Here is a 12,735-nt window from a genome sequence, read left to right as displayed (position 1 = left end):
CCCGGCCGCCCATGCTGTGGTCGTCCCGGACCCGGCCACCCACGAATCCGTCATCCGCGACCTGGGCACCCTCGCGCACCGCCTCCACCACCCGCCGGGAACCTTCTGCTCCTGCGACCCGCCCCAGCTCCTGGTGGACCGGCCGGACGGTGCCGTGGTCCGCAGTGGCCCCGTCGTCGCCAAGGCGCACGCTGCCGACACGGACCGTGCGGCCCTGGCAGCCCGGCTCGCCCTGGCCTCGGCGCCCCAGCTGGCGGGCATCCTCCTCCCGCCGCTCACCGCCCCGGGCAGGTCCGGTACGCCGCTCACCGTCCCGAGCGCGCCGGGCACCAGGGACCCCGCCCCGGGCGCACCCAACACGCCGCTCACCGTCCCGAGCCCACCCGGCACCGAGCGACCCGCCCCGCGCCCCGTCACCTTCTGGCCCTACGGCGTCCCCGTCGACCCCACCGACCCCGGCGCCGCCCCCTGGGCCGAGGCTGCCGTTCTGCTCGCCCGGCTTCACCGCACCCCGCCCCCGCATCCCCTCCCGCCGATGCGCGGTCCCCTCAAAGCGGCCCGGGCGGTTGCCCGGATGTGCGGTGCCCTGCCCGGCGACGGCGCGGTGCTCCCCGTACAGGCCGCATGGCGGGCCCTTCCGGCCTGGGCCCGGGGCGAGGCCGCTCCTCCCGCCGCGCGGTCCGGGTTCCTCTGCCACGGGGACCTGCACCTGGGGCAGCTCGTCCGCCATCCCGCCCCGCACGGGCCCTGGTTGCTCATCGACATGGACGACGCGGGGGAGGGGGACCCGGCCTGGGACCTCGCCCGGCCCGCCGCCTGGTTCGCGGCCGGGGTGCTGGCCCCGGACGACTGGCTGCTGTTCCTGGACGCCTACCGGTCCGCCGGGGGACCCGCCGTGCCCGCGGCGGCGGACGGCGACCCCTGGCCCCAACTGGACGTCCCCGCCCGTGCGCTGACGGTCCAGACCGCCGCCGTCGCCCTCGCCAAATGCGCGGCGGAGGGCCGGGAACCGGACGAGATGGAGCAGCTGATGATCGATTCCTGTGCCCGAATCGCTACGCTCCCGCCCGAGTTGGCGGCCGAGCGCGCATCGTAGGCTGAACGGACCGCGGCCGGACAGGCATCCGGCGGCGGCACGACGAGGGCGAGGAGCCGAGCCGATGATGCAGTGCCCCAAGTGTCATGCGCCGATGCAGACGTACAACCGCAACGGCGTCCAGATCGAGCAGTGCGGCGGCTGCCGGGGGATATTCCTCGACTACGGCGAGCTGGAGTCGCTGACCCGCCTGGAGTCCCAGTGGGCGCAGCAGGCCCCGCCCCCGCCGCCCGCCCCGCAGCAGGCCTACCCGCAGGCGGCTCCTCCGGCCCACGCTCCCGCCTGGGGTGCCCCGCAGTACGGTCAGCAGCACGGCGGGCACTACGGCCACCGCCGCCAGAAGGGCTTCGGCCGGATGCTCTTCTCCTCCTGAGAAACAGCCCGTACGAACCACCCGCACAACGAGAGAACCCCCGGCCGTCGGAACGGCCGGGGGTTCCCGGTGGTGCGCGATACTGGGATTGAACCAGTGACCTCTTCCGTGTCAGGGAAGCGCTCTCCCGCTGAGCTAATCGCGCGGGCTGACCTGCGTGTACTGCTGTACTCCTGTGCTGCGTGGTACTGCGTGCGCGATACTGGGATTGAACCAGTGACCTCTTCCGTGTCAGGGAAGCGCTCTCCCGCTGAGCTAATCGCGCGGGGATCCTTGCGGACCGGTGATCCTTGCGGATCAGTGGACGATACTGGGATTGAACCAGTGACCTCTTCCGTGTCAGGGAAGCGCTCTCCCGCTGAGCTAATCGTCCTTGGAGGTGGAGACGGGATTTGAACCCGTGTAGACGGCTTTGCAGGCCGTTGCCTCGCCTCTCGGCCACTCCACCAGGGATGGGAGCTCGGGAAAAATCCCCCACCTTCTGCGAGCGGACGACCAGGTTCGAACTGGCGACCTCAACCTTGGCAAGGTTGCGCTCTACCAACTGAGCTACGTCCGCTTGTCTTTCCCGGACCGCTTGCGCGTCCCGGCGACGTGTTGAACTCTAGCGGATTCCCGGGCCAGTACAAAAACGCGTTTGCGCAGATGGTCGCCGTAGCGCCGCCGTACCGTCGCCCCGGCGCAGGTCACCGTGGGCGGTCCTAGACTCATCAGCGTGTTCCCCCTCGCTCCCATGGCCCGCTTCGGCGGCCTCGTCGCCTCCGGTCTCCAGGACGTGACCCACGATCCCGCGGCCCTGGACTCGTCCGGTTTCTGGGCGGTCTGCGCCGATTTCGAGGGCCGTACGGTCTGCGCCCGCTTCTCCTCCGTACGTAGGGAGGAGGTGCCCGCCCCCGTGCCCGGAGCCTGGCGCGGGCCCGGTGCCGGGGAGTGGGCGACCTCGCTGGACCGCGACGCCTACACGGCGGGCGTACGGCGGATCCGTGAATACATCGCGGCGGGCGAGGTCTATCAGGCCAACCTCTGCCGGGTCCTCTCCGCACCGCTGCCCGACCCCGGCCGGGCCGACGTCGACGCCCTGACCGCCCTGCTCGCGCGCGGCAACCCGGCGCCGTACGCAGGAACGATCCGCCTGCCCGAGCACGGGGTGGAGGTGGCCACCGCGTCCCCCGAGCTGTTCCTCCGCCGGGACGGGCGGACCGTCGAATCCGGGCCGATCAAGGGGACCGGGCGCACGGAGGGCGATCTGCTGGAGAAGGATCACGCGGAGAACGTGATGATCGTGGACCTGGTCCGCAACGACCTGGGCCGTGTCTGCGCGACCGGGAGCGTCACCGTGCCCGACCTCTGCGTGGTCGAGAAGCACCCGGGCCTCGTCCATCTCGTCTCCACCGTGCGCGGTGAGCTGGCCGAGGGGGCGGGGTGGCCGGAGCTGCTGACGGCGGCGTTCCCGCCCGGCTCCGTCACCGGGGCGCCGAAGTCCAGCGCGCTGCGGATCATCGAGGAGCTGGAGCGGTCCCCGCGCGGTCCGTACTGCGGCGCGGTCGGCTGGGTCGACGCCGACCGGGGAACGGCCTCCCTGGCGGTGGGCATACGGACCTTCTGGATCGACCGGACCGGCTCCGTACCGCTCCTGCGGTTCGGGACCGGGGCCGGTATCACCTGGGGCTCCGATCCGGAGCGCGAATGGGACGAGACCGAACTGAAGGCGTCGCGGCTGCTCGCTGTAGCGTCGGGCACGTTCGAGCAGACAGGGTTCGAGCAGACAGGAAGGACCGCGTCATGAGGATCTGGGTCAACGGCGGGCTGCGGGATGCCGATGATGCCCGGCTGTCGGTGCTCGACCACGGGCTGACCGTGGGCGACGGCATCTTCGAGACGGTCCGCACCAGCGAGGGCCGGCCCTTCGCCCTCACCCGCCACCTCGACCGCCTCACCCGGTCCGCGCGCGGCCTCGGCCTGCCCGCCCCGGACCTGGACGAGGTCCGGCGGGCCGCGACGGCGGTCATCGATGCCAACCCCGTACGGCTGGGGCGGCTGCGGATCACCTACACCGGCGGGCTCTCCCCGCTCGGCTCGGACCGGGGCACCGCCGGGCCCAGCCTCGTCGTCGCGCTCGACGGGGTGAGCCGCCGCCCGGACACCACCGCGGTGATCACGGTCCCCTGGACCCGTAACGAGCGCGGCGCGCTCACCGGGCTCAAGACCACCTCGTACGCCGAGAACGTCGTCGCCCTCGCCCGGGCCCGCGAGCGGGGCGCCTCCGAGGCGCTGTTCCCGAACACGGCCGGCCGGCTCTGCGAGGGGACCGGGTCCAACGTGTTCGTCGTGGTGGACGGCCGCATCCACACCCCGCCGGTCGCCTCCGGGTGCCTCGCGGGGATCACCCGGGCGCTGGCCGTGGAGTGGACCGGGGCCGAGGAGAGCGACCTGCCGATGGAGGTGCTCGCCGAGGCCGACGAGATCTTCCTGACCTCCACGCTCCGGGACATCCAGGCCGTGCACCGCGTGGACGACCGGGAGCTGGCGCCGGAGCCCGGTCCGGTGACGGCGAAGGCCATGCGGATCTTCGACGAGCGGTCCGGGAACGACCTGGACCCGTAGGGCCCCGCAGACCTGACGGGGACGGGCCGCTGGACGACCGGACGGGGACGGACCGCTGGACCGGGACGGGCCGGAAAGCGCGTGACGTGGGGCCGTCCAGGGGATACAACCTCTTGATGACCACGACACTCCGGCCGTCCGGGCCGCTTCAGCAAGGCGCCGACGGAGCGCGTGCGCGCCGTTACGACGTGTGCGACAACGGGCGGCGCGTCGGGGCCGTATCGATCAGCACCGACGACGCGTTCGGCGCCTCGGCCGGGGTGGTGCGCTCCCTGACCGTCGACGAACCGCAGCGCAGGCGCGGGCGCGGCATCATCGCGGTCCTCGCCGCCGAGGAGGTGCTGCGGGGGTGGGGGTGCACCCATGTGCGGGCCGAGGTCCCGGCGGAGAACGAGCCCGCCCGGCGGCTGGCCGCCGCCCTCGGCTACACCGAACGCAGCCGCAACATGGTCAAGACCCTCGGCCCGGACCCCGCCCCGCTGCCCGAGGGGCTCAGCTCGCGTGCGATGAGCGAGGAGGAGTACGCGGAGTGGCTGCGCGAGGCGGTGCGGGCGTACGCGCAGCAGTGGACCGACCGGGGCGTACCGCCCGAGCAGGCCCGGCTCAAGTCCGAGGCCGACCATGCCGGGAACCTCCCGGACGGGCTGGCGACCGAAGGCGTACGGTTCCGGGTGCTGGTCCACGGCGGCGCGGTGGTCGGCCATGTCTGGCTGGCCCTGCGGGAGCTTGAGCCGGGCCGGACCGCCGGGTTCGTCTTCGACGTCGAGGTGCGCGAGGAACACCGGGGCCGCGGCTTCGGGCGGGCCCTGATGCTCCTCGCCGAGGACGTCACCCGCGCCCGGGGCCACGACCGGCTCGGCCTGCACGTCTTCGCCGCCAACACTCCGGCGCTGCGGCTGTACGAGTCCCTCGGCTATGCGACGACGCGGTACAACCTGGCGAAGGCGCTGTAGGGGCAGTCGGCCGCCCGGGCCGCTGTGTCAGCCCGCCGGGCGCCCTGCTCAGCCGGCCGGCACCGGTGTCAGCCCGCCCGGGCCTCTGCGTCGGCGTGAGCCCGCCGGGCCTCTGCGTCAGCCTGCCGGGACCCCTGCTCAGCCCGCCCGGCCCCCGCGTCACCGCTGTGTCAGGCGTCAGCTCTCCCGAGGCCGGTGTCAGACCTGTGCGGCCAGGCGGCGGTCGATGATCTCCTCGATCCGCTCGCGCAGCCCTTCCTGGCTCTTGCCGCCGTCCAGCCGCTCGTCGCCGATCACATAGGTGGGCGTGCCGGTGACACCGATCGCCTTGCCCTCGGCCTGGTCCGCGTCGACGATCAGCAGATGGCGGCCGTCGATGAGCGCGGTGTCGAACTCCTCGGCGTCCAGACCCAGTTCGCGGGCCACGGCGAGCAGCACCGGTTCACCGGCCCGGCCGAGCTCCTCGGTCCTGGCCAGCAGTGCCTCGATGTACGGCCAGTCCTGGCCCTGGACTGCGGCCTCCTCGGCGGCCTGCGCCGCGGCGTAGGCGTGCTGGTGCTTCTCCAGCGGGAAGTGCCGCAGCCTGGTCTCGACGCGGTCGCCGTACCGGGCGCGCACGGCGCGCACATCGGTGAGGGCCTGGTGGCAGTCGGGGCATTCGAGATCGCACCAGATGTCGAGGACGACCGGTGTCGCAGGGGTGGAATCGCTCATGGAGCCAGTCTTCCAGGCCGTGCGGACAGCTCCCAATCGGCACCCGTGCGCGGTCTCCGCGGGCGCCTGTGACCAGGTGCGCGGCGGCCGTGCGGACCGGCACCTGCGGAGGAGTCCGGCCCTGAAATGTCCCTGAGGTGGACCGGCACCGTGGCCCCGATGCCGGTGGTCGGTGCAGGATGGAAGGGACGTTCCCCTGTGCGCCTGGAGGCCCTGATGCTTGCCGAGACCATCTGTTCCGCGGCGTCGGCGGCGGGCCTGGGCATCGCCGCGATCACCGCCTACCGCAAGCGGTTCCTCACCGCGACGAGGATCGCCGCCTACTCCCTCGTACCGGTCGGCCTCGTCCTGACCGGGGTCGTCCAGTGGGTCTCCGGCATCGCGTTCAAGCCGAGCGTCTGGGTCGGCTTCGGTGTGCTCGGCCTCGCCTGGCTGCTCTTCATGACCACCCGGGCCATCGAGCGCCGCACCGGCACCACCCGCGCGGAACGGAAGGCGGCGCGGGCCGCCGAGCGCAACGAGGCCGTGGCCCCGGGGGCCTCCGCGCCCTCGCTCGGCGCCGGAAGCCAGGCCGCCCGGCCGACGGCGGCTCCGGCGGCGGCGAAGCCGAAGAAGAAGCAGGAGGCCGCCGCGCCGGGCGAGGACTTCAGCGACATCGAGGCGATCCTGAAGAAGCACGGCATCTGAGTGCGTGCGGATTTGGCGGGCCGGGGTCCGAATGCCTGACGGAAACTCGGATGCCGGAGCGAATCCCGGGGGCCACGGGACGGTGAACTCCCGGGGCAATGAGGCTGGTTGATCGCCAACCGGGCCCCGGGTGCGTCATGATCGCCCCGAGATGGTGGACACATCCCGGGGCGAAGCCCCTGCACCCCCTGCCGAAGAGCCCCGTGGCTGCCTCTTCGCGCTCTCCCAGCCACCCCTGATGATCTTCCTGACGGTGATCGGGAGCCTGCTGCTGATGGCGGCGCTGCACGACCTCTTCCTGTTATGACCCGGCCTCCCGGCGGCTCACGCCCCGGCCTCCCGGCGGCTCACGCCCCGGCCTCCCGGCGGCGCGCCCGGTACGCGGCGACGTGGAGCCGGTTGCCGCAGGTGCGGCTGGAGCAGTAGCGGCGGGAGCGGTTGCGCGAGAGGTCGACGAAGGCGCGCCCGCAGTCCGGTGCCTCGCAGCGCCGCAGCCGCTCCTGTTCGCCGGCCACGATGATGAAGGCCAGGGCCATGCCGCAGTCGGCCGCGAGGTGGTCGGCGAGCGAGGCGTCCGGGGCGAAGTAGTGCACATGCCAGTCGTAGCCGTCGTGATCGGTGAGCTGGGGCGTGGTCCCGGCCGCGGCGACGAGCCGGTTGACGAGGTCGGCCGCGGTACGGGCGTCGGGCGCCGCGAAGACCTCCGCGAACCGGCTCCGTACGTCCCGCACGGCGTTCAGGTCCTTCTCGCCGAGGGTGCCGACGCCGCTGATGTGGTGCCGCTCGGCGAAGGCGTACAGCGCCGCGACATCGGCGATCCCGTCGTCGAGCCCTTCCACGAGTCCGTCCGTCGGGCCGTCCTCGGGCGGCTCGCTCTCCGGTGCGGTGTTCACCAGATCGACCACCGTGTCGAGGGCGCTCCGGGTGTCGTGAGGGATCAGCACGCTTCGCTCCCTGGCCTTCCGGCGGGCGGGCGCCTGCCGGTGGCGGCTGACTCTACTGGCTCGCCGCGCCGCTGCCCGGCCCGGTGCGGGCCTGCGGGGGAGTGGGACGTCCCGGAAAGCCACCACCCCGCTCCCGGGGCCGTGGCGCACGCACAGGCGCCGTCCCCGCGGTGGATTCCGCGGCGGCGGCGCCTGTGTCTGCCCTATGAGGTTGTCCGCGCGACGCCGTCTCCCCGAGTCGGACGGCGTAGCGCAGCTCTCGGCCTGGCTCAGCTCTCGGCCAGGATGTGTGAGAGCTCCGTGTCGAGATCGAAGTGGCGATGCTCGGTGCCGGGCGGAACCGCGGCGTCGGTCCTTTTCAGGAACGACTCCAGGGCTCGTGCCGGAGCTTCGAGCAGGGCTTCGCCCTCTGGGGAGCTCAGTGCGATGCAGACGACGCCTTGACCGTGACTACGTGATGGCCAGACGCGGACGTCTCCGGTGCCGGTGGGCCGGTGCAGCCCCTCGGCAAGGAGGTCACGGGCGAAAACCCATTCGACCGTCTCCTCCGCTCCGGTGTGGAAGGTGGCGTGCACGGCATAGGGATCGGCCGTGTCATACCGCAGGCCCGCGGGTACAGGCAGTGAGGACTCGCTCGACACAACGAGGCGCAGGTGCAGCTCGCAGCTGACCGTGGTGTTCATAAGCGCCAGGGCCTTTCGCTCAGTGTGCGCTCGGGGATTCGCACGTCGGCGAAATCGACATGCCACCTACGGTGGCGTTGTAAACCCCTCTGACCTATTTGTGATGCTTCGGGTCCCTCGCCCAGCGGTGTGTAACTTTGAGTCATGCGCCCATTCAAGTGACGAGTCCGGGTCGGGTAGGTTGAGCTGCATGAACGCGGAGAGTGACGAGCGGATCAAGACCGCCGAAGAGGCGGCCTCGGGGTCCGCTCCGGGGGGCACGGCCAAGGCGGAACGCGCGCTGGGATCGCGGGCGCCGGGTTTCATCAAGGCGTCCCGGCCGCTCCACCTGAGCTGGCAGGTCGGCGTCTTCGTCGTCGGCCTGGGCGTCGTGGTGGCCGGTGCGCTGATGCTGGTGCTGCCGGGGCCCGGCTGGCTGGTGATCTTCGGTGGCATGGCGATCTGGGCGACCGAGTTCGTCTGGGCCCAGCTGGTGCTGCGCTGGACGAAGCGCAAGGTCACCGAGGCCGCCCAGCGGGCCCTCGACCCCAAGGTCCGGCGGCGCAACATCATCCTCACCACGGTGGGGCTGGTGATCATGGCGGTGCTGGTCGGGATCTACGTCTGGAAGTTCGGCCTGGCCCTGCCGTGGACCGTCGGCCAGTAGCGCCGGGAACGGCCGCCGCGCACAGCGCCGGGACGGTCCAGGGGCACCGCTGACATGGGGTAATGTTTGCGGTGCGCCCGGGCGATTAGCTCAGTGGGAGAGCGCTTCGTTCACACCGAAGAGGTCACTGGTTCGAACCCAGTATCGCCCACCCGGACAGAGGCCCCCGAGACTTTCCGAAGTCTCGGGGGCCTCTGCGTTTCCCCGGGGGGACTCACCTCATCCGCCCCACGATGTCCTTGAGCCGCCGGGCGTCGCGCAGCCGCTGCTCGTACGTGGCCCCCACGGCCAGCAGGAGCAGCCCGGCCAGCGCCGGGGGCAGCCAGCGCGGCAGGGCTCCGGCCACCTGGACGACGTACGGCGCGAGCTCGTGCAGGGTGTCCAGGGCCAGCACCGCACCGCCGAGCAGCAGCAGCGCCTGGAGCCGGTACTTGGCCCCCAGCAGCGTGATCACCAGCGCCGCCACCCCCAGCAGCAGCGGCCGCAGCCAGTCGGGGTCGGTCCAGGCCACGGCCAGGCTCGGCAGCAGCGTGGCCGCGAGCCCGGGACCGTACGCCGTCCAGGAGGACGCCTCGGGGTCCTTGCGCCGCCGCAGTACGCCGATCACCAGCGCGGGCACCGTCACCGGCAGGGTGTACGCCTCCGGCGCCGACACCTCCGAAGCCGCCAGCCGGACCCAGGTGGCCGCCACGAACAGCACCGCCGCCACGTACCCCGCCACCGGCCGCCGCTCCGGGCGCACCGCCGCCCCCGCCGCCAGCACCCCGCACAGGGCGAGCACCAGGGCCAGGAACGGCGCCTCCCGCACCGCCAGCCCGACCGCGACCAGCGCCCCCAGCGCCCCGGCCAGCTCCACCGGCAACGCCACCGGGTGCAGCCGCAGCCGGGCCCCCAGCGCCACCGTCAGCGCGGGCACCACGAGCAGCAGCGGGGCGGCCTCGTGCGGCGCGAGCCCCAGGGAGGCGGCCGCGCATCCGGTCAGCGCCGTGCCCCACACCACCGCGGCCACCGCGAACACCGCCTGCGCCACCACCGCCCGGCTTTGCAGCGCCGCCCCCGCGAACAGCACCAGCAGCGCCCCGAACACCGCGTACGTGGCCGCCTCCGTCGCCAGCGACAGCAGCCCCACGCTGACCGCGCCGCCGACCGCAACGACCAGCGCACTCACCGTCACGGCGGACCAGCCGCCACCGCCGACCCCGGCACCGACCGAGGAGCCTCGGCCACCGCCCGCCCAGGTGCTCCCGCCCGCTCCGGCCGTACCGGCACTCCCGCCCGCCCAGGCGGCCCCGGCCGTCCCCGGGCCCCCGACGTTCCCGACGTTCCCGGCCGTCCCCGAGCCCCCGGTCCCCTCTCCAGCACTCTCAGCCGACCCCGACCCCGACCCCGACCCCACACCCACACCCCGGACCGCCACCGCCAGCAGCCCCGCCACCAGCGCCGTCTCCAGGGCCAGCGCGGCCGGGTACGGCACCCCCAGCGTCGCCGCCGCGAGCAGCAGCGTTCCCCAGCCGAGGACCAGCGCCCCCGCGCCCGCCGCACCGCGCACCCTCACGCCCGGCGAGAGCAGCGGAGCGGCGGTCCGCACCAGCGACGGCCACCAGCGGTACGCCGCTGCCAGCCCCCCGGCCACCACCGCGAGCACCACCGGGGCCCCGGCCAGCCGCGACCACGCCATCGACTCGCCGAGCGCGCCCCGGAACCCCTCCGGCGCCCCCGTCCACACCTCGGCGACCAGCGTGACGGGACCCAGCACCACCGCCGCGACCGGCGGCAGCGCCCACACCAGCGCACCGGCCACCACCGCGCCCGCCGCCAGCAGCACCCCGCGCCCGGCGCCCTGCGGCAGCCGGACCCGTACGACGTACAGCAGGGCGAGACCGCAGAGCAGGTACGCCGGAACCTGCCAGGTGCCCGGCACCGCCGACCGCAGCACACCGCCGACCGCCGCCACGGCGGCCAGACCGGCCACCGCGCCGCCCACCTGCGCGAAGCCGTTCGGGGCGTGCCGGGCCCCGGCCAGCGCCGCCACGGCCGCCGTCAGCAGCAGCGCGCCCGGCAGCACCGCCTGGAGCGGACCGTCGGCCGTCATCGACTCCGCCAGCCCCACCAGCAGCGCGGCCGACCCCATCACCGCCAGACCGATGCCCGCCGTGACCCGTACTCCCAGGCCCTTGCCCCACAGCGCGACCGCCCCGTCCAGCACGGCCGTCGCCAGCAGCGCCCAGCCGACCACGATCGCCGGGGCACCGGCGGCCCAGGCCCCCAGCAGCAGCGGCCACTGGACGAGGACCACGGCTGCGGGCAACGGCAGGTGCAGCTTGCCCAGAGCCAGCCCGTAGGCCGCCCAGAGCGCCGCGAGCACCGCTGATGCCCCCGCCGTGAACGCGAGCCCGTCCGTCTCCGGAGCCGCCACCGCGTGGACCGCGTAGGCGTCCAGCAGCGTCAGCACCAGGGCGAGCGCGGCCAGCGCCTCCGCCGTCGCCGCGAGCTTCCGGCGCAGCAGGACCGCCGGGGCCGCGAGCGCCGCCACCGTCACCAGGGCCAGGACGGCGGACCGGCCGGCGATCCCCATCGAGCCCCAGCTGACGAGGGTGAACGCGACGGCCGCGACCGTCAGCAGGAGACCGCCCAGCGTCAGCAGCACGTTCTGCGCGCTGCGCGGCGCGGACGGCGCCTTGGGCTGCGGAGGGAGCCCCCACGGCTGCCCCGGCGGGCGGCCCGCGGGCGGGCCCCAGTGGGGGGCGCTCGGGGCCTGCGCCCGCAGTACGCCGACCAGCCAGGCGCGGCGGGTCAGCAGATGGGCCCTGCGGGCGTCCAGCTGAGCCAGTTCTCGGTCGAGGAGCGCCAGTTCCTCGGCGGGCGGCGGCGGCACGTGTTCCATGTACGGGAGTGTGGCCCGGCCCCCGGGGTCGTACATGCGCTCGGATACTCAGTTTCCGAGTTTCCCGAGGGGCTGTGTCTGTGTACGTCCCTGGTACGTCCCTGGTGCGTTCCGGATGCGTTCCGGGTGTGCTCCGGAGCCGTCCCGGCGGAACCGGTTTGAACGAAGCCCGCCGATCCCTGTATGGTTCAACCCGTTCCCGGGCGATTAGCTCAGTGGGAGAGCGCTTCGTTCACACCGAAGAGGTCACTGGTTCGAACCCAGTATCGCCCACCGGGGAAAGCCGGTCCGCCAGCATCACGGCGGACCGGCTTTCGCATGTTCGGGCCGTGAACTCCTAGGCGGCCGCGGGCAGTTCCGGGCGCAGCGGCCACGCCGGATCGACCGCTTCCGGCGTCCCGCTCTTCGCGAACCACGCCTCCAGGCCGCGCGCCTGCGCCGCGTGCCAGGTGGCCTGGAGAGCGTGCAGCTCGGCCGGGGAGAGCCGCTCCAGCCGGGACGAGAAGCGCCGGCAGATCGCGCGCACCAGCTCCAGCGAGGCGGTGGCGTCGGCCGCCGCGTCATGGGCCCCGTCGAGCGGGATCTCGTACAGCTCGCACAGATCCGTGAGCGTGCGGCGGCCCTTGCGGTAGCGGTCCAGATGTTTGTCCAGCACCCGGGGGTCCACCACCCGCAGTGGCGCATCCGCCATGTACCCGGCCAGCGACGAGGCCCGGTGCCGCTTCAGCTCGCGGTCCAGCAGGGTCAGGTCGAACGGTGCGTTCATCACGACCAGCGGGCGGCCCGTGGCGCACTGCTCGGCCAGTGAGCGCGCCACCTCGTCCATCACCGGCGCGGGCCAGCGGCCGTTGCGCTGAAGGTGGTCGTCGGTCAGACCGTGGATCTCGGTCGCCCCCGCGGGCACCGGGATCCCCGGGTTGACCAGCCAGCGGGTGACGCGGACGCGCCCACCCGTCGTGTCCTGCGCGACGAGAGCGGCCGAAACGATCCGGTCCTGCTCGACGTCCACGCCTGTCGTCTCCGTGTCAAAAGCGGCCAGTGGCCCTTCGAACCAGTGCATCATCCCCGAACTCCTCGCACCTGCACGGCAGATGGAGTGATTCCCCTGCCCGATATCGGTGATACCCGTGCTGTTTGCCTGATACGCCGTT

13 protein-coding genes and 7 tRNA genes are annotated in these 12,735 nt (G+C 73.3%); 10 read left to right on the top strand and 10 right to left on the bottom strand.

From position 1 onward, the window contains the following. Positions 1-16 precede the first annotated feature (16 nt). Positions 17-1,096 (top strand): phosphotransferase, encoded by a 1,080-nt coding sequence (locus ACFW9Z_RS19360; protein ID WP_384642102.1) that lies wholly within the window; start codon positions 17-19, stop codon positions 1,094-1,096. A gap of 64 nt (positions 1,097-1,160) precedes the next feature. Beyond that, positions 1,161-1,469: a zf-TFIIB domain-containing protein gene (locus ACFW9Z_RS19355; RefSeq protein ID WP_384642052.1), complete on the top strand. Its 309-nt coding sequence runs from the start codon at positions 1,161-1,163 to the stop codon at positions 1,467-1,469. 70 nt (positions 1,470-1,539) lie between these two features. On the opposite strand, the gene ACFW9Z_RS19350 is transcribed toward ACFW9Z_RS19355, so the two are convergent. The 5 genes from ACFW9Z_RS19350 to ACFW9Z_RS19330 all read right to left on the bottom strand — a co-directional run bounded on the left by ACFW9Z_RS19350 (position 1,540) and on the right by ACFW9Z_RS19330 (position 2,028). Further along, positions 1,540-1,614: transfer RNA gene (locus ACFW9Z_RS19350), tRNA-Val, on the bottom strand. Positions 1,615-1,662: 48 nt separating this feature from the next. Beyond that, positions 1,663-1,734, bottom strand: a tRNA-Val gene (locus ACFW9Z_RS19345). 36 nt (positions 1,735-1,770) lie between these two features. Continuing rightward, a tRNA-Val gene (locus ACFW9Z_RS19340) sits at positions 1,771-1,842 on the bottom strand. Between the two features lies 1 nt (position 1,843). Then, positions 1,844-1,917: transfer RNA gene (locus tag ACFW9Z_RS19335), tRNA-Cys, on the bottom strand. 38 nt (positions 1,918-1,955) lie between these two features. Next, positions 1,956-2,028 (bottom strand) — tRNA-Gly (locus ACFW9Z_RS19330). A gap of 174 nt (positions 2,029-2,202) precedes the next feature. Here ACFW9Z_RS19330 and ACFW9Z_RS19325 point away from each other — a divergent pair. From ACFW9Z_RS19325 to ACFW9Z_RS19315, 3 genes are all read left to right on the top strand, one after another. Beyond that, complete coding sequence (locus tag ACFW9Z_RS19325; RefSeq protein WP_384642100.1) at positions 2,203-3,255, top strand: chorismate-binding protein; 1,053 nt, start codon at positions 2,203-2,205, stop codon at positions 3,253-3,255. Further along, positions 3,252-4,073 carry an aminotransferase class IV gene (locus ACFW9Z_RS19320; protein WP_384642049.1) on the top strand — a complete coding sequence of 274 codons (822 nt, stop codon included), beginning with the start codon at positions 3,252-3,254 and terminating at the stop codon, positions 4,071-4,073. The genes ACFW9Z_RS19325 and ACFW9Z_RS19320 overlap by 4 nt, the downstream gene beginning before the upstream one ends. Positions 4,074-4,189: 116 nt before the next feature. Next, positions 4,190-5,026 (top strand): GNAT family N-acetyltransferase, encoded by an 837-nt coding sequence (locus ACFW9Z_RS19315; protein ID WP_384642046.1) that lies wholly within the window; start codon positions 4,190-4,192, stop codon positions 5,024-5,026. Between the two features lie 198 nt (positions 5,027-5,224). Here ACFW9Z_RS19315 and ACFW9Z_RS19310 read toward each other — a convergent pair whose 3' ends face one another. Then, on the bottom strand, positions 5,225-5,740 hold the full coding sequence (locus ACFW9Z_RS19310) for a DsbA family protein (RefSeq protein WP_384642043.1): 516 nt from the start codon (positions 5,738-5,740) through the stop codon (positions 5,225-5,227). Between the two features lie 216 nt (positions 5,741-5,956). Here ACFW9Z_RS19310 and ACFW9Z_RS19305 point away from each other — a divergent pair, with 216 nt between their 5' ends. Together ACFW9Z_RS19305 and ACFW9Z_RS19300 are read left to right on the top strand one after the other, a co-directional pair. Further along, the gene (locus ACFW9Z_RS19305) at positions 5,957-6,427 is read left to right on the top strand and encodes a hypothetical protein (RefSeq protein ID WP_384642040.1); all 471 of its coding nucleotides are present in this window, start codon (positions 5,957-5,959) and stop codon (positions 6,425-6,427) included. Positions 6,428-6,578: 151 nt separating this feature from the next. Continuing rightward, on the top strand, positions 6,579-6,734 hold the full coding sequence (locus ACFW9Z_RS19300; RefSeq protein ID WP_164711272.1) for a hypothetical protein: 156 nt from the start codon (positions 6,579-6,581) through the stop codon (positions 6,732-6,734). Between the two features lie 40 nt (positions 6,735-6,774). Here the strand turns inward: ACFW9Z_RS19300 and ACFW9Z_RS19295 are convergent, their stop codons facing one another. Continuing rightward, a complete protein-coding gene (locus tag ACFW9Z_RS19295) occupies positions 6,775-7,371 on the bottom strand; it encodes a CGNR zinc finger domain-containing protein (protein ID WP_384642037.1) in 597 nt (198 codons plus the stop codon). Between the two features lie 269 nt (positions 7,372-7,640). After that, positions 7,641-8,054, bottom strand: coding sequence for an SsgA family sporulation/cell division regulator (locus ACFW9Z_RS19290; protein ID WP_003959770.1), 414 nt, complete (start codon positions 8,052-8,054; stop codon positions 7,641-7,643). A gap of 190 nt (positions 8,055-8,244) precedes the next feature. Here ACFW9Z_RS19290 and ACFW9Z_RS19285 point away from each other — a divergent pair, with 190 nt between their 5' ends. Then, positions 8,245-8,700, top strand: coding sequence for a TIGR02611 family protein (locus tag ACFW9Z_RS19285; protein WP_384642034.1), 456 nt, complete (start codon positions 8,245-8,247; stop codon positions 8,698-8,700). Between the two features lie 79 nt (positions 8,701-8,779). Beyond that, a tRNA-Val gene (locus ACFW9Z_RS19280) sits at positions 8,780-8,851 on the top strand. A gap of 63 nt (positions 8,852-8,914) precedes the next feature. On the opposite strand, the gene ACFW9Z_RS19275 is transcribed toward ACFW9Z_RS19280, so the two are convergent. Beyond that, complete coding sequence (locus ACFW9Z_RS19275; protein ID WP_384642031.1) at positions 8,915-11,584, bottom strand: SCO7613 C-terminal domain-containing membrane protein; 2,670 nt, start codon at positions 11,582-11,584, stop codon at positions 8,915-8,917. Positions 11,585-11,785: 201 nt separating this feature from the next. Here ACFW9Z_RS19275 and ACFW9Z_RS19270 point away from each other — a divergent pair. Next, a tRNA-Val gene (locus ACFW9Z_RS19270) sits at positions 11,786-11,857 on the top strand. Positions 11,858-11,921: 64 nt separating this feature from the next. Here the strand turns inward: ACFW9Z_RS19270 and ACFW9Z_RS19265 are convergent. Then, the gene (locus ACFW9Z_RS19265; RefSeq protein WP_384642029.1) at positions 11,922-12,647 is read right to left on the bottom strand and encodes a 3'-5' exonuclease; all 726 of its coding nucleotides are present in this window, start codon (positions 12,645-12,647) and stop codon (positions 11,922-11,924) included. Positions 12,648-12,735 lie beyond the last annotated feature (88 nt).

It is taken from the genome of Streptomyces sp. NPDC059452 (genome assembly GCF_042750035.1).
In the GTDB taxonomy this organism is placed as follows: domain Bacteria; phylum Actinomycetota; class Actinomycetes; order Streptomycetales; family Streptomycetaceae; genus Streptomyces.
The sequence above is the reverse complement of the archived record's forward strand: the minus strand, read 5'-3'. Positions and strand labels throughout refer to the sequence as shown.